This window comes from Streptomyces sp. NPDC033131, from assembly GCF_055578365.1.
Genome location: NZ_JBVIPA010000002.1, coordinates 38,553 through 56,688, shown reverse-complemented (window position 1 = coordinate 56,688; position 18,136 = coordinate 38,553). Strand labels below are relative to the sequence as shown.

Here is an 18,136-nt window from a genome sequence, read left to right as displayed (position 1 = left end):
GCACCGCCTGCAACCCCTTCGGGCACCGCGGTGTTTCCGTTGATGAGAGCACACCGCACAGCGCTCCTCCCCACCTCAGGGCGGGGCCGACCATCGAGAAGGAACCTTATGGATCTGCAGCTTTCCGGCCGAGTCGCCGTGGTGACCGGCGCTTCCAAGGGCATCGGCCTGGCCATCGTGCGCACGCTCCTCGAGGAGGGCGCCAAGGTCGTGGCCACCTCCCGCAAGAGCACCCCGGAGCTGGACATGCTGGCCGGCCCGAACCTCGTGCACGTCCCGGCCGACTTCATGGACGAGGACGCGCCCGCGCAGGTCGTCTCCCGCGCCGTGGAGCAGTTCGGCGCGCTCGACATCCTGGTGAACAACGCCGGCGGCCCGCCCCCCGGTGTGACCCTGCCGCGCGGCTCGTTCCTGCACGCCTCCGACGAGGAGTGGCGTGCCATGTTCGAGTTCAACCTGTTCTCGGCCGTGCGGGCCATCCGTGCCGCCATTCCGCACCTGCTGGAGCGCGGCGGCGGCGCGATCGTGAACATCTCCTCCGGCAACGCCCGCCAGCCTTCGCCGATCAACGTCGACTACGGCGCCGCGAAGGCCGCCCTGAGCAACATCACCAAGGTCCTCTCGGGCGAGTTCGGTCCCCAGGGCATCCGCGTGAACACGGTCTCCCCCGGTGTGGTGCGCACGCCGTGGTGGACGGACGAGGGCGGCGTCGCCGACATGATCGCCTCGCAGGCCGGCACCGACAAGGACAACGTCATCAACAGCGTGGTCCCGGAGATGCTGAACCTGGCCACGGGCCGCTTCGTCGAGCCGCAGGAAGTGGCCGACGCCGTCGTGCTGCTCGCTTCGCCTCGCTCCGGCAGCACCACGGGCGCCGAGTTCGTCGTGGACGGCGGGCTCCTCAAGGAGCTCTGAGCAACACCGCGGGAGGGCCGGCGAACCCCGGCCCTCCCTCTGTCCCCGGCCGCCGCTCGGCGGCCGGGCCGTACGACTTGGAACGGCCCGCCGGCGCCGCGTGGTGAACCGAGCCCGCACGGGCCGCCGGCGCCGCCGGACACGCTCCTCGCTGCTTCCAACTCCCGGGTGACCCGCCGGAGTTCCCTCTCGTCACGGGACCCGGGTCCCGTGAGCACCGCCGGTTGAGGCCGTGCCGTCCGCGGCGGCGCCACACCCTTCCCGCGGATCTCCGCAGCGCCGTGCCGTCACGGGTGCCGTCTGCTTCTCCCCTCTCTCACGTCCTCAGCCCCGCCGTGCCGTCTCGCGGCCCCGGGGCCACTCGTTCGGATCACGCCGGGGCTCGCGAGCCCCGGCACGCCCGTCTGCCGCGTTGCCGTCGGCCGCCACCGCTCCGCGTGGCCCGTCCGCCCCGCCCTGCGACGGCACGCGCCGGGCCCCGCCCCCTGATCCGCGCCGATCCGAACGGAAGGCCGCGGGCCTCGTTCCCCGTCCGCCCCGCTCCGGGGCCTGCGCGGCGGCATCAGCGCCGACTCCCGGGAGCCGTCATGGCCTTGTACGCCCCTGCCCGCCCGCAGAACCGCGCGGCGCCGCCGCTGGACCGCCGGCTGCTCGCCCTGGCCGTCCTCGCGCCCCTGCTCGCCAACGCCGACAGCGGCATCGTGACACTCGCGCTGAGCGACATCCGGCGCGACCTGTCGATGTCGCTCGAAGCCGTGCAATGGGTGACCAACATCTATGTGCTGCTGGTGGGCGGACTCCAACTGCTGGGGGGCCGGCTCGCGGACCTGGCCGGGGCCCGCCGGCTCTTCCTGCACGGGATGGTCGCGTTCGCCGTGGCCTCGGCCGCGTGCGGCGCCGCACCCAACGGCCCGCTGCTCGTCACCGCGCGCGCCGGGCAGGCGCTGGCGGCCGCCGTGCTCGTGCCGGCCGCGATGTCGCTGCTGGTGACCGCGGCCGCACCGCACCAGCGCGCCAGGGCCCTGGCACTGTGGGCGGGCGCCGGCGGCGTCGGCTCGGTGGCGGGCGTACTGTGCGGCGGTCTCGTGGTCAGCGGCCTCGACTGGCGCTGGGCCTTCTACCTCAACGTTCCCGTGATCGCCGTCGCCCTGGCGGTGGCCCGGCGCACCCCGCTGCCCGACCCGTCCAGATCCCGCGAGGTGCGCCTGGACCTGACGGGGGCCGCTGCCCTGACGGGCGCCCTGCTCACTCTGGTGTACGCCTTGGTGCGCCTGGCCGGACACGGCACGGACCGGTACACGGTGTACGCCGCGCTCGGCGCGCTGACGCTGGCAGCCGCCTTCTGGCACCGGCAACGCACCTGTCCCCACCCGCTGCTGCCCGCAGCCCTCGTCCGCGACCGGGGCCTGGTGTCCGGTGCGGCCGGCATCCTGCTCGTGTCGACGGCCGCGGCGCCCGTCGCCTTCCTCGGCGGCATGCACCTGCGCGACGCCTACGGGTACGGTGCGCTGGCCGCCGGCTTCGCGCTGCTGCCGATGGTCGGGGGCATCTTCGTCGTCGGCCGGGCCTGCGGCGCGCTGCTCGCCCGGTACGGCGCCCGCCTGCCGTGCGCACTCGGCTGTCTGCTCCTGGGAGCCGGCCTGTGGACGCTGGCCGCCCGCTCGCACGCCTCGGGATACGTCTCGGGCATGCTGCCCGGCCTGATCCTCGCCGGGGCGGGACTGCCGTTGATCTGGATGTCGTGCGAGGTCGTGGCGCTGGCCCGGTTCAGGGGTACCGGCGCGGGGCTGGCGGCGGGTCTGGTGCAGTGCGCGGGGCAGCTCGGCACCGCTCTGGGCACGGTGCTCGCGGTGGCGGTGTGCGGCAGTGGCACGGGGGTGACCGCCGGGGCGGGCCAGGCGTTCGGCGCGGCGGCCCTGCTGATGGGGCCGGCCCTGGTGGTCGCCCTGGTCGGACTGCCGGGCCGCCTCTCGCCGGCGCAGACGTCAGATCATGACCAGTCCGCCGCCGCGGACGGCATCGCGCGGGGCGGACACGGTGCGCTCGGCCAGCAGGTTGAGCGACTGCCGGAAGCGCGTGCTTGAGGGAGGTTCCAGCCCCGGGTGCCCGGAGAGCATGTGCGTGTGCAGGCGTTGCAGCCGCGCCGACGGCTTCATACCGAGTTCCTCCCGCAGCCGGGCTCGCAGCCGGTGGTAGGCCATCAGCGCGTCGGCCTGCCGGCCCGACCGGTACAGGGCGAGCATGAGATGCGCGACAAGGTCCTCGTGCGTACCGTACTGGTGCACCAGTGCGGTGAGTTCACCGAGGATCTCGTGGTGTCGCCCGAGGCGCAGTTCGGCCCCCAGACGCTGGGGGACGGCGTCGAGCCGGTCACGCTCGACGACCTCGATGGCGGCTCTCAGCAGCGGGCCCGTGGGGACGTCGACCAGCATCGGCCCCGTCCACATCATCTCGGCGGCGCGCAACTGCTCGGCGGCCTCGGCGAGTCGGCCGGCCTCCAGCGTCGCGCGAGCGGCCCGGACCTGCTGCTCGTAGCGGTCCAGATCCAGTTCCCCGGCGTTCAGTTGCAGCACGTACCCCTGGTCGCGTGTCTGCAGCCGGCCGGGGCTGCGGCCCGGGCCGCGCCGGGCCCCGTCCAGGGAGCGGCGCAACTGCATGACGTACGTGTGCACCGCCGCGACCGCGCTCGACGGGGGCCGGTACTCCCAGATCTCCTCGACTATCTGTGCCACGGACACGACGTGGTTCGCGTTGAGCGCGAGGAGCGACAGCAACTGCCGTTGTTTCGGGGCGGTCGGGGTTCTGTGGCGACCTTCGCCGTCGCACACACTCAGAGGGCCGAGAACGCGAAATTCCATGTGACTCCCCCATCGTCGCCCAGGCCGGCCGGCGAAAGGTCTTCCCCTGGCATGCCTGGTCAAAACGGCGCGATTCGCGCGGATTCTACCGTCACTCAGACTCTGTTGATCCCGGCATCGGGACCTGGGTGCGCTCGACTACCACCACCCGCGAGCCGGTGCCGGCGCGGTTCTCGACGCCGTCTCGTGCGGCCCTCCGGTGACCAGCGCGAGGAGCGCCGCCGAGTCGCCGGGCTCCCGGTCGCCTCGCCAGGCGACGTGCTGGTCGGGGCGGATGAGCACCAGGTCACGCTCGTACAGGTCACGCGCGAGCGGATCGTCGAGCGTGACCGTGCGCAGGGGCACGCCCCGGTCGCGGGCCGCGGCCTCGATCCGGCCGGTCCGCGGCGGACGTGGGCCGAGCCGCAGCAACGTGAACCCGGGGCCGAACCGGTCGAACAGCGAACTGCCCTCCGTGCGGCGGTCGTCGAGCCACAGGTGGGGAGCACGGCCGCCCGGCACGGCGGAGGGCGTGTACGCGGCGAAGGAGTCGGGGACCGGCCCGGACCCGTCCCCGGCGACGATCGGCGAGCCGTCGTAGCGGGCGCCCAACTGCACACCGAGGGTGTCCAGGGTGCGCATCCCGTACTCGGCGAGTTCCGCGCCGGTCTTGGCCCGGGCGGCCTCGCCGGCGGCGGAGTCCGCTTCCAGACAGGCGGGTCGGTCGACGGCGCCGAGTCCCTGGCCGAGGGTTCTGGCCGCCGAGGTGTTGCGCAGGGCGATCGGCCTGCGCTCGATGCCGTAGGTGTCCAGCAGATCCGGACCCGCCCATCCCTGAACGACCCCCGCGAGTTTCCAGGCGAGGTTGGCGGCGTCGTCGACACCGGTGTTCATGCCGAAGCCGCCGTTGGGGGTGAACAGGTGCGCCGCGTCGCCGGCGAGCCGGATGCGGCCCGTACCGAACGATTCCGCGACCAGCGCCGCGCCCGCGGTCCACGGCCGGTGGCTGAGCACCTCGACCGGAAGGGGTTCGCCCGCCGCGCGCTGCACCAGCCGCACCAGTTCGGCGTCCGTCGCCGTGTCGGGGTCGACGGAGCTGGTGAGCAGGAAGAACTCGTCCACTCCGTTGAGCGCGATCAGGTTCAGCGCGAGGTGCGCGTTGACGACCCAGTTGCTCCACGCGCTCCGGCCGCGCAGGTGGTCCCGGTACAGCGTGGGCACCCGCAGGTGGGCGGCGGTGGAACGGCGGCCGAGCACGTCCTGGTCGAGGGTGCCCTCTCCCTCGTACCGGATGCCGAGGTGACGCCTGACCAGGCTGTGTCCGCCGTCGCAGCCCGCCACGAATCCGGCCCTGAAGGTGCGCCGGACTCCGTCGGCCTCGGCCACGACGTCGACGTGCCGCGCGCTCTCCCGCAGGGCGGTGACCGTCCAGCCGAAGCGCAGGGTGATCCGCGGCCGGGTGCGAGCGTGCTCGAGGAGCAGCCGCTCGACGTACATCTGGTTCGCCCGGTGCATCGGCTCGGGGGACTGGTCCGTGCGGTCGGCCGCGGCTCGTTGGCGCAGCACCTCGTCGGTGCCCGGCCAGGGCAGCAGGGCCAGTTCGTGTGCGTTGTAGCGGGTGAAGAAGGAGATGCCCGCCGAGTGGCCGACGGGAAGGCCGAGTTCGCGGATCCGCCCGGCCAGACCCAGCGTGCGGTAGTGCTCCATGGTGCGCGCGTTGTGGGTGCTGCCGCGCGGCTGATCGGGCACGGTCCGCCGGGAGTTGAGGACGACGCAGGGTACGCCCTGCCGGTCCAGGAACAGGGCGAGCAGCAATCCGACCGGACCGCCTCCGACTACGGCGACCGGGGTTATCAGCGGGTCCTCCATCCGACGCGGCCTCCAGCCCTCTGTCGATCGAACAGGTGCGATCGTCGCAACCCGCTCTGAAGAACGAAGCAAGATCAGCGGCCGGGATGTCTTTCCATCGGCCCTTTAGCGGGCGGTTGGAGACTCCGCCACGAACCATTCCGACCGCTGGGGTGTCACGGGCCGCGATGTCTCACCGGTGACCGAAGAATTCGGCGAATCACTGCGGAGTGTGAGGTATTCAAATGTTCCTGTTCGGCACACACAGGTCCGCCGCGCAACGCCTGCGCCTCCATGCCGACCGGGATTTGGGGGCGGGGAACTTCTTCTGGCACGCCTGGCGCGTCAGCCGCGACCGGGACCGTCCGCTCCTGTTCCACCCCGACGTCTCCTCCCCCTCCTGGGCGACGGACGAGCCCAAGGGGGTGTCCCTGGACGACCTGCGGGTCGCCGCGATCCGCTACGCCCACTGGTACCGCGGCCGGGGGGTGCGGCCCGGGGCGCACGTGGGCGTGCACACCCGCGACGGGCTGCTCGGCCTGATCCACCACATCGCCATCACGTCGCTCGGTGCGGCCGCCGTGCACTGCAATCCGAAGATGGCCCCGGCGACGGCCGCCGAGTACTTCCTGCGCACCCGGACCACGGTGCTGGTGGGCGACGGCGATCTCCTCAAGGGCCTCGCGGACGCCTGGGAGTCGGACGCACCGGGGCGGGCCACGCCCGAGGTCGCGGACATCGCCGTGCTCGCCGTCACCGCTCCCCTGCCGCCCCGGCCGATGCCCGGCTTCCCACACCGGCACGCCCACGACGACCTGATCATGATCTCGCACTCGTCGGGCACCACCGGCCGGCCCAAGGCGCCGGTGTTCCACCACGGTTCGTTCTTCGCGGGCAAGCGTGAGCGGCTGTGGACCTTCCCTTCGCTGCGCTCCGACCGGCTGCTGACGGCGCTGCCGCACAGCCACTCGGCGGGCATCAGCTATCTCAGCCTGGCGCTCCTGCTCGGCATCCCGACGCTGATCCTGGACGAAGCGAGCGGCGGGGCCGTGGCACGGGCGATCAACCTGTTCCGGCCCACCACCGTGCTGGCCTTCCCCCTCACCCTCGCCGAGATCCGCACCGAGGAGATCAGCCCCGAGGCCGCCCGGCACATCCACACCTGGCACGGCATGGGCGACGCCTCCCACGAGAGGCACATCCGTCCGTTGATCGCTCTCGGCGGGCGCACCGAGAAGGGGAGGGAGCTGAGCGGCTCGCGCTACCTCGACGGACTCGGGTCGTCGGAGATGGGCATGGTGCTGTTCAAGCAGGTCTACACGCCCGAGACCACCCGGTACGCGCGCCACATAGGGGTGCCCGCCAACGTGGTGCGCAAGGCGGCGGTGCTCGACGAGCAGGGTCGTGAACTGCCCGACGGGCAGGCCGGCCGGCTCGGCGTGCGGACCCCGAGCGTGACCGCCGGCTACCTGGACGAACCGAACCTGACCGAGGAATCCACGGTCAACGGATACTTCCTCACCGGCGACATCATGCGCCGCGAGAGCGACGGCACCTGGTACCACCTCGACCGCACCCCGGACGTGGTCTCCACCGTCGACGGGCCGGTCCACAGTCTCCCGGTGGAGGAGGTCGTCCTGCTCGCGACGCAGGCCCTGGACACGGCGGTCGTCGCGGTCGACGATCCCCACTCCCCGGGCCACTCCCGTCCCCTGGCCGTCGTCCTGTTCGCCGACGGCACCGAGCGCGATCCGGCCCGGCTGCTGACGACGTGCAACGCGGCCCTGGCCCGCGAGGGCCTCGCACCGCTCGACGGCCTGCTGATGGCCGCCGACCGCTCCGAGCTCCCGGTCGGTGTCACGGGCAAAGTCCTCAAGCGCCAGCTCCGCGAGCGCCTGCGTACCGCTCTGTCCCGCACCGGCGACCCCGCGCTCGCCGTGTCCGCCCCCGCACGGAAGGTCTGATCATGCCCGACACCGAGACGACGGCGGCACGTCAGGTGGTGGACCTGATCACCGGCACCTGGCGCGCGCAGGCCCTCTACGCGGCGGCCTCCCTGTCCCTGCCGGACCACGTCGCCGCCGGACACGGCACTGTCGCCGCTCTCGCCGAGCGGACCGGCGCCAGCGAGGACGGTCTGGCCCGGCTGCTGCGGCTGCTCGCGGCGCTCGGCGTGTTCACCGGAGACGAGGAGGAGGGCTACGGGCTCACCGGCGTGGGCGCGCTCCTCGTCGCCGGCGGCGAACAGTCGATGCGCGACATGGTGCTGCTGTACGGGGAGGAGTTCCACCGGGCCTGGGGTGCGGTGGTGCCCGCGATCCGCACCGGAACCTCCGGTTTCGAGCATGCGTTCGACACCTCGCTGCACGCCTACCTGCGCGACGAGCCCGACGCCGGACCGCGGTTCCTGCGCGCCATGAACGCCGGCAACGTGTTCTTCCCCGAGGCCGCGACGGCCTTCGACTTCTCGCGGGCGCATACCGTGGTCGACGTGGCGGGCGGCAGCGGCCTGCTGCTGTCGGCCGTGCTGCAGGCCCACCCGCACCTGACGGGGACCGTCTTCGACCTGCCGCACATGCTGCCGGTGGCCGAGCGGCACCTGGGCGCCGCCGTCGGCGCCCACCGCTACGAGACGGTCGCGGGTGACGTCTTCGACAAGGTCCCCGCGGGCAGCGACGTGTACCTGCTGTCCCGGGTGCTGCAGGACTGGGACGACGAGCGGTGTGTGACGCTCCTCGCCAACATCCGCGAGGCCATGTCGGACACCGGACGACTGCTGGTGCTGGAGCGGGTCGTCGCCACCGACGGCACCGGCCCCGTGCTGCCGCTGCTGTGGGACCTGCACCTGCTGATGGCCGCGGGTGGCCGCGAGCGCACCCTCGACGGCTACCGCTCCGTCCTGCGAGCCGCGGGTCTGCGCCTGGAAAGCGTCCACTCCCTCGCCCTCGAGACGAGTCTGCTGGTCGCCGCACCGGTGTGAGGGCACAGCCCCTCCGTCCCCGCCCTCCCCCTGACACCCATGGAGTACGCATATGCCCAGCGGTGACCTCCACCTGTGCCTCGTCGGCGCGGGACCGCGCGGTCTGTCGGTACTGGAGCGGCTGTGCGCCAACGAACGCGCCGCGCCCGCCCACCGGACGGTCACCGTGCACGTCGTCGACCCCTACCGGCCCGGAGCGGGACGAGTGTGGCGCACCGGACAGTCGCGTCTGCTGCTGATGAACACGGTCGCCTCCCAGGTGACGATGTTCACCGACGCCAGCGTGGAGATGGACGGTCCCGTCGAGCCGGGCCCCAGTCTGCACGAGTGGGCGCACACCCTCGGTGACGGGTCCGGCGGAGCGACGCTCTACGACGAGGCCGTGCTCGCCGAAGCGCGTCGCCTGGGCCCGGACGACTACCCCTCCCGTGCCTTCTACGGCCGTTTCCTGGAGGACGTCTTCGCCCGGGTGGTCTCCAACGCCCCCGCGCACCTCCGGGTGCGGGTGCACCAGGCGCGGGCCGTCGCTCTGCGGGAAAGGCCCCTGGACGGCGCGCAGCAGGTCGTCCTGTCCGACGGGGAGGTCCTCGACGGCCTCGACGCGGTCGTCCTCTCCCAGGGCCACGTTCCGACCGACGTCCCGGCCGCCCAGCGGCAGCTGTCGCAGCGGGCGCGCGCCCACGGGCTGCTGCACGTCCTGCCGGCCAACCCGGCCGACCTGGACCTGTCGGACATCCGGTCCGGCGAGACCGTGCTGCTGCGCGGGCTCGGCCTGAACTTCTTCGACCACATGGCGCTGCTCACCGTGGGCCGCGGCGGCCGCTTCGACCGCGTCGGCGGGCGTCTCGTCTACCGCCCCTCCGGCCGGGAACCGCACATCGTCGCGGGCTCCCGGCGCGGCATCCCCTACCACGCGCGCGGCGCCAACGAGAAGGGAGCGCACGGCCGTCACGAGCCCCGCCTGCTGACCGAGCAGGTGGTCGCGTCCCTGCGGGAACGCGCGGTGGACGGTGAGCGCGTGTACTTCGGAACGGACCTGTGGCCGCTGATCGCCCGGGAGGTGGAGAGCGTCTACTACGGAGCGCTGCTGACGGCCCGGGGCCGGGAGGCCGAACGGGAGGAGTTCGTCGGGCGGTACCTCTCGCTGCCCGAGGGGTCCGCCCATACGGACGAGCTGCTCGACGCGTACCGCATCGCGCGGGACGAGCGGTGGGACTGGGACAGGATCTTCCGGCCGCACGGCGACGGGGAGTTCGCCGACCGGGCTCAGTTCCGCCACTGGCTTCTGGAGCATCTGCGCCAGGACGTGCACGAGGCGCTGGCGGGCAACGTGAGCGGCCCGCTCAAGGCGGCCCTGGACGTGCTGCGAGACCTGCGCAACGAGGTGCGGCTCGCCCTCGACCACGGCGGCCTGGACGGCAACTCCTACCGGGACGAGGTGGAGGGCTGGTACACCCCGCTCAACGCCTTCCTGTCGATCGGCCCGCCCGTCTCGCGCATCGAGGAACTGATCGCGCTGCTGGAGGCGGATGTCCTCGACCTGGTCGGTCCGGGCATGCGGGTGCGCGTCGACGGCACGGCGGGAGCGTTCGTCGCCGAGTCGGACAGGGTGTCAGGCGGCCCCGTGCGGGCCAGGGTGCTGATCGAGGCGCGCCTGCCCGAGCCGGATCTGCGCCGGACCGCGGATCCGCTGCTGCGCCAGCTGCTGGCCACCGGGCAGTGCCGGCCGTTCCGCATCCCCGGCGCGTGCGGCACGAGTTACGAGACGGGCGGGCTGGAGGTCACCGAGCGCCCGTACCACCTGGTCGACGCCTACGGCCGCAGGCATCCCCGGCGCTTCGCGTACGGAGTGCCCACGGAGGCCGTGCACTGGGTGACCGCGGCCGGCATCAGGCCCGGGGTGAACTCGGTGACCCTGGGCGACTCCGACGCCATCGCGCGGGCGGTACTGGCCCTCTCCCCCACGTCCGCGAGCGCGCCCCCGCGCCGTTCCGGCAAGACCCTGACGGAGGCACCGGCATGACGACGTACCCGGCGGAGCTGGATGCCGGACTGCTCTCCCCGGTACGTGCGGGCACCCCGGTGGAACGAGCGGTCGGCGACGAGGCCTGGCTCCAGGCGATGCTGGACGCGGAGGCGGCACTGGCGCGCGCCCAGGCGGGGCTCGGCACGCTGCCCGCGCAGGCCGCCGCGGTGATCACCGGGGCCGCCCGTGCGGAGCGGCTCGACCTGCGCCGGCTCGCCGTCACCGCACGGGAGAGCGCCAACCCGGTGGTGGGCCTGGTCCGCGCCTTCACGGCGGTCGTGGCCGAGGAGGACCCGGACGCCGCCGAGTACGTGCACCGCGGCTCGACCAGCCAGGACATCTTCGACACCGGCGCCATGCTGGTCTGCGACCGGGCGCTGCGCCTGGTGCACGCCGATCTGCTGCGCACCACGGCGGCGTTGCACCGGCTGGCGGCACGGCACCGGGACACTCTGATGGCCGGACGGACGCTGACCCTGCACGCCGTCCCGACCACCTTCGGGCTCAAGGCGGCGGGCTGGGGGCTGCTGGTGCGCGAGGCGGCCGACCGCGTCGGCCGGCTGCTCGACGGCCGACTGCCCGTCTCGCTCGGTGGCGCGGCGGGCACGCTGGCCGGCTATCTGCAGTATTCGGCGGTGGACGGCGGACCGGCCGCGGAAACGGCGCCGTACGCGGCCGCGCTGTGCGAGGCGTTCGCGGCCGAGACCGGGCTGGCCACGGCACCACTGCCCTGGCACGCACTGCGCTCTCCGGTCGCCGATGTCGCCGCGGCCATGTCCTTCGTCACGGGGGCCCTGGGAAAGATCGCCGTGGACGTGCAGACGATGGGCCGCACCGAGGTCGGCGAGGTCACCGAGCCGCCCGTGGCCGGGCGCGGCGCCTCCTCGGCCATGCCGCACAAACGCAATCCGGTGCTGGCCACCCTGATCCGTTCGGCCTCGCTCCAGGTTCCCGCGCTGGCCGGTGCGCTGACGCAGTGTCTGGTGACCGAGGACGAGCGTTCGGGCGGTGTCTGGCACGCCGAGTGGCTGCTGCTGCGCGAGTGCCTGCGGCTGGCGGGCGGCGCCTCGCACACCGCCGTCGAGCTGTGCGAAGGGCTGGTCGTCCACGTGGAGCGGATGCGGGCCAACACGGCCCCGACCGGCGCTCTGATGTCCTCCGAGCGGATCGCCGCGGTCCTGGCGCCCAAGCTCGGCAGGGCGGCGGCCAAGCGGCTGCTCTCCGACGCGGCCGGGACGGCTGCGCGCACCGGACGGCCCCTGACCGACGTGCTCGCCGAACACCCCCGTATCGGGCCCCTGCTGGGCCCCGGTGAACTGGCGGAGCTGCTCGATCCCGCCACGTACACGGGCGCTGCCGCTTCCCTGGTGGACCACGCCCTGGAACGTCACCGCACGACCTGACGCACACCCTGTCGTCCCGACCCCAGGAGTTCTCATGTCTGCCCGGCTCTTCACCTCGGAATCGGTGACCGAAGGTCATCCCGACAAGATCGCCGACCGCATCAGCGACACGATCCTCGACGCACTCCTCGCCCAGGACCCCACGGCACGCGTCGCGGTGGAGACCCTGATCACCACCGGCCAGGTCCATGTCGCGGGCGAGGTCACCACCACCGCCTACGTGGACATTCCCGCCCTCGTGCGCGAAGCCGTCCTGGAGATCGGCTACGACTCCTCCGCCAAGGGCTTCGACGGCGCCTCCTGCGGCGTGTCCGTCTCGATCGGAGCCCAGTCCCCCGACATCGCCCAGGGCGTCGACACCGCCTACGAGAAGCGGGCCGACGGCACCGTGACGGCGGACGAGGAGGACCGGCTGGCCCTGCAGGGCGCCGGCGACCAGGGCCTGATGTTCGGTTACGCCTGCGACGAGACGCCCAGCCTCATGCCGCTGCCCATCCACCTGGCCCACCGCCTCTCGCGGCGGCTGTCCGAGGTGCGCCGGAACGGGACCGTGCCCTATCTGCGCCCGGACGGCAAGACCCAGGTCACCGTCGAGTACCTGGGCAGCAAGCCGAAGCGCCTCGACACCGTCGTCGTCTCCTCGCAGCACGCCGGCGACATCGACCTGGACTCCCTGCTCACCCCCGACGTTCGCGAACACGTCGTCGAGCACGTCCTGGACGAGCTGGCCCAGGAGGGCGTCAAACTGGAGACCGAGGGCTACCGCCTGCTGGTCAACCCCACCGGCCGCTTCGAGATCGGCGGCCCGATGGGCGACGCCGGCCTGACCGGCCGCAAGATCATCATCGACACCTACGGCGGCTACGCCCGCCACGGCGGCGGCGCCTTCTCCGGCAAGGACCCCTCCAAGGTCGACCGCAGCGCCGCCTACGCCATGCGCTGGGTCGCCAAGAACGTCGTCGCCGCGGGCCTGGCCACCCGGTGCGAGGTGCAGGTCGCCTACGCCATCGGCAAAGCCGAACCCGTCGGTCTCTTCGTCGAGACCTTCGGTACCGCCACCGTCCCGCAGGCCGCCATCGAGCAGGCCGTGACGGCGGTCTTCGACCTCCGCCCGGCCGCGATCATCCGCGACCTGGACCTGCTGCGCCCCCTCTACGCCCAGACCGCCGCCTACGGCCACTTCGGGCGCGAACTGCCCGACTTCAGCTGGGAGCGGACCGACCGCGTCGACGCGCTGCGCCGGGCCGCCGGGCGGTAACCGTCCGCACGAACGCGGCCCCGGACCCTCGTGTGGTCCGGGGCCGCGTCGTCGCCTCCTGACGGGCCCGCGCTCTCTAGGAGTTGATCACCATGCGTATAGCCGTGACCGGCGCCATCGCGACCGACCATGTGCTGACCGTCGCGGGCCGGCTCACCGACGGCACGGCCATGGGCCGAGGCGCCGCCGCGGTGCGTGCCGAGACCCTGCGCGTGCGCCGTGGCGGAGCGGGCGCCAACATCGCCGTGGGTCTGGGCCGTCTCGCCCTCCGCCCGCTCCTGGCCGGAGCGGTCGGCAAGGACTTCGCCGACTACGGCCGCTCCCTGCTGTCGTACGGCGTGGACCTGGAACTCGTCCGCGTCAGCGAGGAACTGGACACGGCGCGGGCGGTGGAGATCAGGGACGCCGAGGACGGCCGGCTCAGGCTGTCGTACGAGGGCGCGCAGACGGAGTCCCGGCACATCACCCTGCTGCCGGCCGCACGCCGGATCGGCGGGCTGGGCCTCGTGGTGGTGGCGGCGGGGGACGTCGAGGCCATGGTGCGGCACACCGAGGAGTGCCGGCGGCTCGGCATCCCCTTCGCGGCCGACCCCGGCGATCGGCTGTCCCGCCTCACCGGCCACCAGGCCCGCAGACTCGTCGACGGGGCCCGCTACGCGTTCACGGACGAGTTCGACGTGCCGCTGCTCCGGGAACTCACCGGGTGGGGCGACGCTGAACTGCTCGGCCGGGTGGGCACCTGGGTCGTCACGCGCGGGCTGCGCGGAGTGGTCGTCGCGCGGCGCGGACGCCCCGGAGCCCGTGTCGAGGCGGTGCGCGCGGCGCGGGAGGGCGATCCGTCCGGAACCTCCGAGGCGTTCCGGGCCGGCTTTCTGGCGGGTGCGGTCTGGGGGTGGTGCGCCGAGCGCGGAGCACAGCTCGGGTGCGCCCTGGCAGCAGCCGCACTCGAGTCGCCCGACGCCCAGGGCTACCCGCTGGTGCCGAAGAGGCTGGCGGCCCGCATCAGATGCGCCTACGGCCCGGACGCCGCCGATCAGATAGCCGCCAGATTACCTTCCTGAATATCCAAAAGAAAAAAGAACCGGCTGGCTGACCGAATTAATTATCGACGACCTCCCGTTTGACACATAAACAGCACTCTACCTATCCTCGATGCGGGAATGGGATGCCTGTTCGAAGTGTTAAGACACTACGGGGATAGGAATTCGACATGAAATCGGGTGTTCTCGGCCCCCTCTTACTTTCCGATGCTGAGGTAGACCTGGTACCGAGCGCACCGAAACCGCGCCAGCTCCTCGCGTTCCTTATGCTGAACACGCCGCAGATGGTCCGGGCCGGCGACTGCATCACCGAATTGTGGGGCACGACTCCCCCCAAGAGCGCGATGTCCACGCTCCAGACCTACGTGCTCCACATACGGCAGGCTCTGCGCGGCCCCCGCGGCGACCGCAGCCATCTGCTCCTGACCCGGAACCAGGGCTATCAGCTCGCCCTCGAAACGACCGACTTCGACCGCTTCCGGTTCACGGAGCTGACCCGGCGGGGACGCCTGGCAGCCGCCGCCGGGGACCACCGCACAGCGTCGGAGATGTTCACCCTGGCCCTCGCGCAGTGGCGCGGGCCCGCGCTGTCGGACGTCCGCACCGGCCCCCTCAGCTCACCGCACCTGGCGGAGCTGGCGGAGACCCGCCAAGGGGTACTGGAACAGCGCATCGAGGCCGATCTGGCGCTCGGCAAGCATCGAGAGCTGGTCGACGAGCTGAGTGATCTGACCGCGCGCCACCCGACCCACGAGAACGTGCACGCACAGCTGATGGTGGCGCTGTACCGCTCCGGCGACCGCAAACGCGCTGGTGACGTCTTCCACGGGCTGCGCCAGGCGCTCGGCGACTCCCTGGGGATCGAGCCCGTCCCCCGGATGCGGCGCCTGTACCAAGCGGTCCTGACCGGCAGCTCCGCGCTCGACGCTCCGGCGGTCCACGGATGACCGCTCCCCTGCCTCTGCAACACCCTGGCCCAGGACGGTGTTTGTTTCAGTGATGGACGACAAGGCCGAGCAGCTGACCGATCTCCTGGCGGCGCACCTCGAAGCCGGCTTCACCGAGCTGGTCCGGGTGCACGCCGGGGTGGTGCACGCGTTCCTGTACCGGGTCTCCGGCTCCTTCGCCGAGGCGGACGACCTGGGCCAGGAGACGTTTCTGCGCGCCTACACGGCCCTGCAGGGGTACGCCCCCGCACGGCGCCGTGAGCTGCGTCCCCGTGCGTGGCTGATGACCATCGCGGCGAACGTGTGGCGCAATCACGTCCGTACGCGAACACGGCGTCCGGTCACGGCCGGGCTGCCCGTGGAGGAGACCATGGATGTCTGGCCGGACCACAGCCCCGGTCCGGAGGAGCGCGCGGCGACCGCGGAGGACCGGTCACGTCTGGTCACGGCACTGTCGGCCTTACCCGAGCACCACCGCATACCGGTCGTGCTTCACCATGTGGTCGGGATGAGCTACAGCGAGGTGGCCGAGGTGCAGGGCTGCGCGGTCGGCACCGCCAAGGCGCAGGTCTCCCGCGGGCTGGCCGGCCTGCGGCGACTGCTCGAGCCGGAACCGACGGCGCTGAAGGAGGTGACGATGTGAACGAAAGCGACGGCGACGCGGTCACGCGGCGTCTGCCCGATCTCGCAACCGGTGCGCCGGAGGACTTCGCGCTGCGCGCGCTGCGCCGTGTGGGTATCTCCGAGGACCGCTACGACACGTACGTACGCCTCGACACGGCCGCGGGCGGGCTGTTCGTGGCCTCGAGCCCACAGGCCGTGACGGGTGCCTGCCTGGACTCGGCAGGCCTGACCGCGACGGGCTTCGAGGAACTGCACCGCGCGCGCACCGGCCGCTCGGCGATCTCGGGAGGCAGGCCGCTGCCCGGCCTCGTCCCCGCGCTGCGTACCGGCCGGGCCCGCCGGCTGGCGATCGACCTGTCCGGCCTGCCGGAGGAACAGCGCACGATCCTGGAGGCCGTGCGGAACATCCCCGCGGGCCAGCTGCGGCCGCTCGGCTGGATCGCCCGCGAGGCCGACCCCGAGGCTCCGCCCCCGGCCTCCGACGTCCTGCGCGCGCTGGCGGCCAATCCCGTCGCGGTGCTCATACCGTGCCACCGGGTCACGCACGACAACGGATCGCCGTGCGACGCCGCGTACCTGCCGAAGGCGGGCGAGGCACTGCGCCGGGCCGAGCACATCGACATGCGCCGGGTGGCGGAGCTGTCCCGGGCCGGCGCGGTGTTCCTCGGCAGCGACACCACCTTCATCTACTGCCATCCGACCTGCGCCCACGCCCGCCGCATCACTCCGGGGCACCGGGTGCACTTCCGCACCGCGCAGGACGCCCGCGAGGCGGGTTACCGGGCCTGCAAGAGCTGCCGGCCCATCACCGTCTGACCCGGCGCGCCACAGAGCACCACAGAGAGGTCCCTATGCCCACCCCATCCACCGCGGCACTCACCTCGCACCGCACCCCGCTGGGCCCCCTGACCCTCGCGGCCACCGACGACGCGCTGGTGCTGTGCGCCTTCGACGACCGCGAGCAGGCGGTGGCCCGGCTCATGCGCGGTGGCCTCACCGCCGTGGACGCCGACGCCGCCACCCCCGCCCAGCAGCGGATCATCGAGGAGGCGGGCCGCCAGCTGGACACGTACCTCGAAGGCGGCAGCCGCGCGTTCACCGTACGGATGGATCTTCGCCTGGCCACACCGTTCAGCCGCACGACCGTGGAGCGGCTGGACGAGCTCCTTCCGTACGGGGCGACGGGCACCTACGCCGAGCTGGCCGCAGCGCTCGGACGGCCGCGGGCCGCGCGGGCCGTGGGCACCGCACTCGGCGCGAACCCCCTGTGCGTGGTGCTGCCCTGCCACCGGGTGGTCGGCTCGGGCGGTCGCCTGACCGGCTACGCGGGCGGTGTCGTGGCCAAGCGGTTCCTGCTTGACCTGGAGTCCGGGCGCACGCCCGCGGCCTCCCTCTGAACCGGCGGGCGCCGGAGCAACCATTCCCCCGCCTCCGGCGCCCGCCTCCGTCCCACGACCGCGGAGCCCACACTGACCAGCTACGACACCCCTCACCTGCCGGGCATGGACCACGGCCGCCTCCCCACCGCGCCCGACGCCGGTACGGGCGACACGATGGAACTGCCCGCCGTCGACGCACTGGACTGGCCCGCGGTGACCGCGGCGCTGGACGCCGAGGGCGTCGCCGTCACCCCGCCCTTGCTGTCGCCGCGCGCATGCGAGGAGGTCCGCGCGCTGTTCGACCGGGACGAGGCGTTCCGCAGCACCGTCGACATGAGCCGCCACCGCTTCGGCAGTGGCCACTACCGCTATTTCGCCGCGCCCCTGCCTCCGGTGGTGACCGCCCTGCGCAGGCGGCTGTATCCGCCGCTGGCCCGGATCGCCAACCAGTGGGCGGAGCGCCTGGACCGGCCCCGGTTTCCCGGGACCCACGAGGAACTGACGGCGGCGTGCGCCGCGGCCGGACAGCTGCGGCCCACGCCCCTGCTGTTGCGCTACGGCCCGGGTGACTACAACTGCCTGCACCAGGACGTCTACGGCGAGCTGACGTTCCCGCTGCAGGTGGCGGTGATGCTGGACCGCCCCGACGTCGACTTCACCGGGGGTGAGAGCGTCTTCGTCGAGCAGCGCCCGCGCGCCCAGTCCCGTCCGGTGGTGAAGCGCCCGGGCCAGGGGCAGGGACTGATCTTCGCGGTGCACGACCGTCCGGTCCCGTCGGCGCGGGGCTGGAGCCGTTTCATGCTGCGCCACGGGGTGAGCGCGGTGCACGAAGGACAGCGGCACGTCCTCGGCGTGATCTTCCACGACGCCCCGTGACGC

Annotated in this window: 15 protein-coding genes; 13 read left to right on the top strand and 2 right to left on the bottom strand. The window is 72.8% G+C overall.

Translation table 11 applies throughout. The features are described 5' to 3' along the window. Positions 1–108: 108 nt before the first annotated feature. Positions 109–915 carry an SDR family NAD(P)-dependent oxidoreductase gene (locus tag ACZ5XS_RS03690; protein ID WP_468647565.1) on the top strand — a complete coding sequence of 269 codons (807 nt, stop codon included), beginning with the start codon at positions 109–111 and terminating at the stop codon, positions 913–915. A 587-nt stretch (positions 916–1,502) separates the two neighbouring features. Further along, on the top strand, positions 1,503–2,999 hold the full coding sequence (locus ACZ5XS_RS03685) for an MFS transporter (protein ID WP_468647564.1): 1,497 nt from the start codon (positions 1,503–1,505) through the stop codon (positions 2,997–2,999). Here ACZ5XS_RS03685 and ACZ5XS_RS03680 read toward each other — a convergent pair. Together ACZ5XS_RS03680 and ACZ5XS_RS03675 are read right to left on the bottom strand one after the other, a co-directional pair. Further along, positions 2,901–3,773: an AfsR/SARP family transcriptional regulator gene (locus ACZ5XS_RS03680; RefSeq protein ID WP_468647563.1), complete on the bottom strand. Its 873-nt coding sequence runs from the start codon at positions 3,771–3,773 to the stop codon at positions 2,901–2,903. The two genes, ACZ5XS_RS03685 and ACZ5XS_RS03680, sit on opposite strands and share 99 nt — an antisense overlap. A gap of 138 nt (positions 3,774–3,911) precedes the next feature. Then, the gene (locus ACZ5XS_RS03675; RefSeq protein WP_468647562.1) at positions 3,912–5,621 is read right to left on the bottom strand and encodes an FAD-dependent monooxygenase; all 1,710 of its coding nucleotides are present in this window, start codon (positions 5,619–5,621) and stop codon (positions 3,912–3,914) included. Positions 5,622–5,845: 224 nt separating this feature from the next. On the opposite strand from ACZ5XS_RS03675, the gene ACZ5XS_RS03670 reads away from it, so the two are divergent. The 11 genes from ACZ5XS_RS03670 to ACZ5XS_RS03620 all read left to right on the top strand — a co-directional run bounded on the left by ACZ5XS_RS03670 (position 5,846) and on the right by ACZ5XS_RS03620 (position 18,133). After that, positions 5,846–7,564 carry a class I adenylate-forming enzyme family protein gene (locus ACZ5XS_RS03670; protein ID WP_468647561.1) on the top strand — a complete coding sequence of 573 codons (1,719 nt, stop codon included), beginning with the start codon at positions 5,846–5,848 and terminating at the stop codon, positions 7,562–7,564. A gap of 2 nt (positions 7,565–7,566) precedes the next feature. After that, positions 7,567–8,580: a methyltransferase gene (locus ACZ5XS_RS03665; protein WP_468647560.1), complete on the top strand. Its 1,014-nt coding sequence runs from the start codon at positions 7,567–7,569 to the stop codon at positions 8,578–8,580. A 52-nt stretch (positions 8,581–8,632) separates the two neighbouring features. Then, on the top strand, positions 8,633–10,603 hold the full coding sequence (locus tag ACZ5XS_RS03660) for an FAD/NAD(P)-binding protein (RefSeq protein ID WP_468647559.1): 1,971 nt from the start codon (positions 8,633–8,635) through the stop codon (positions 10,601–10,603). Then, positions 10,600–12,009, top strand: a complete 1,410-nt coding sequence (locus ACZ5XS_RS03655) for a nitrosuccinate lyase (RefSeq protein WP_468647558.1) — start codon at positions 10,600–10,602, stop codon at positions 12,007–12,009. Before ACZ5XS_RS03660 ends, ACZ5XS_RS03655 begins: the two co-directional genes overlap by 4 nt. A 34-nt stretch (positions 12,010–12,043) precedes the next feature. Then, on the top strand, positions 12,044–13,267 hold the full coding sequence (gene metK, locus ACZ5XS_RS03650) for a methionine adenosyltransferase (protein ID WP_468647557.1): 1,224 nt from the start codon (positions 12,044–12,046) through the stop codon (positions 13,265–13,267). A gap of 92 nt (positions 13,268–13,359) precedes the next feature. After that, on the top strand, positions 13,360–14,328 hold the full coding sequence (locus ACZ5XS_RS03645; RefSeq protein ID WP_468647556.1) for a PfkB family carbohydrate kinase: 969 nt from the start codon (positions 13,360–13,362) through the stop codon (positions 14,326–14,328). A gap of 149 nt (positions 14,329–14,477) precedes the next feature. After that, positions 14,478–15,254 carry an AfsR/SARP family transcriptional regulator gene (locus ACZ5XS_RS03640; protein WP_468647555.1) on the top strand — a complete coding sequence of 259 codons (777 nt, stop codon included), beginning with the start codon at positions 14,478–14,480 and terminating at the stop codon, positions 15,252–15,254. A gap of 52 nt (positions 15,255–15,306) precedes the next feature. Beyond that, a complete protein-coding gene (locus ACZ5XS_RS03635; RefSeq protein ID WP_468647554.1) occupies positions 15,307–15,897 on the top strand; it encodes an RNA polymerase sigma factor in 591 nt (196 codons plus the stop codon). After that, positions 15,894–16,694 (top strand): MGMT family protein, encoded by an 801-nt coding sequence (locus tag ACZ5XS_RS03630; RefSeq protein WP_468647553.1) that lies wholly within the window; start codon positions 15,894–15,896, stop codon positions 16,692–16,694. The genes ACZ5XS_RS03635 and ACZ5XS_RS03630 overlap by 4 nt, the downstream gene beginning before the upstream one ends. Before the next feature lie 35 nt (positions 16,695–16,729). Next, on the top strand, positions 16,730–17,275 hold the full coding sequence (locus tag ACZ5XS_RS03625; RefSeq protein ID WP_468647552.1) for a methylated-DNA--[protein]-cysteine S-methyltransferase: 546 nt from the start codon (positions 16,730–16,732) through the stop codon (positions 17,273–17,275). A gap of 105 nt (positions 17,276–17,380) precedes the next feature. Then, complete coding sequence (locus ACZ5XS_RS03620; protein ID WP_468647551.1) at positions 17,381–18,133, top strand: 2OG-Fe(II) oxygenase; 753 nt, start codon at positions 17,381–17,383, stop codon at positions 18,131–18,133. Positions 18,134–18,136 lie beyond the last annotated feature (3 nt).

What these genes read in the sequence shown, in the direction of transcription:
- ACZ5XS_RS03690 (WP_468647565.1), top strand. Translation starts at nt 109, where the DNA reads ATGGATCTGCAGCTTTCCGGCCGAGTCGCCGTGGTGACCGGCGCTTCC.
- ACZ5XS_RS03685 (WP_468647564.1), top strand. Translation starts at nt 1,503, where the DNA reads ATGGCCTTGTACGCCCCTGCCCGCCCGCAGAACCGCGCGGCGCCGCCG.
- ACZ5XS_RS03680 (WP_468647563.1), bottom strand. Translation starts at nt 3,773, where the DNA reads ATGGAATTTCGCGTTCTCGGCCCTCTGAGTGTGTGCGACGGCGAAGGT.
- ACZ5XS_RS03675 (WP_468647562.1), bottom strand. Translation starts at nt 5,621, where the DNA reads ATGGAGGACCCGCTGATAACCCCGGTCGCCGTAGTCGGAGGCGGTCCG.
- ACZ5XS_RS03670 (WP_468647561.1), top strand. Translation starts at nt 5,846, where the DNA reads ATGTTCCTGTTCGGCACACACAGGTCCGCCGCGCAACGCCTGCGCCTC.
- ACZ5XS_RS03665 (WP_468647560.1), top strand. Translation starts at nt 7,567, where the DNA reads ATGCCCGACACCGAGACGACGGCGGCACGTCAGGTGGTGGACCTGATC.
- ACZ5XS_RS03660 (WP_468647559.1), top strand. Translation starts at nt 8,633, where the DNA reads ATGCCCAGCGGTGACCTCCACCTGTGCCTCGTCGGCGCGGGACCGCGC.
- ACZ5XS_RS03655 (WP_468647558.1), top strand. Translation starts at nt 10,600, where the DNA reads ATGACGACGTACCCGGCGGAGCTGGATGCCGGACTGCTCTCCCCGGTA.
- metK (WP_468647557.1), top strand. Translation starts at nt 12,044, where the DNA reads ATGTCTGCCCGGCTCTTCACCTCGGAATCGGTGACCGAAGGTCATCCC.
- ACZ5XS_RS03645 (WP_468647556.1), top strand. Translation starts at nt 13,360, where the DNA reads ATGCGTATAGCCGTGACCGGCGCCATCGCGACCGACCATGTGCTGACC.
- ACZ5XS_RS03640 (WP_468647555.1), top strand. Translation starts at nt 14,478, where the DNA reads ATGAAATCGGGTGTTCTCGGCCCCCTCTTACTTTCCGATGCTGAGGTA.
- ACZ5XS_RS03635 (WP_468647554.1), top strand. Translation starts at nt 15,307, where the DNA reads ATGGACGACAAGGCCGAGCAGCTGACCGATCTCCTGGCGGCGCACCTC.
- ACZ5XS_RS03625 (WP_468647552.1), top strand. Translation starts at nt 16,730, where the DNA reads ATGCCCACCCCATCCACCGCGGCACTCACCTCGCACCGCACCCCGCTG.
- ACZ5XS_RS03620 (WP_468647551.1), top strand. Translation starts at nt 17,381, where the DNA reads ATGGACCACGGCCGCCTCCCCACCGCGCCCGACGCCGGTACGGGCGAC.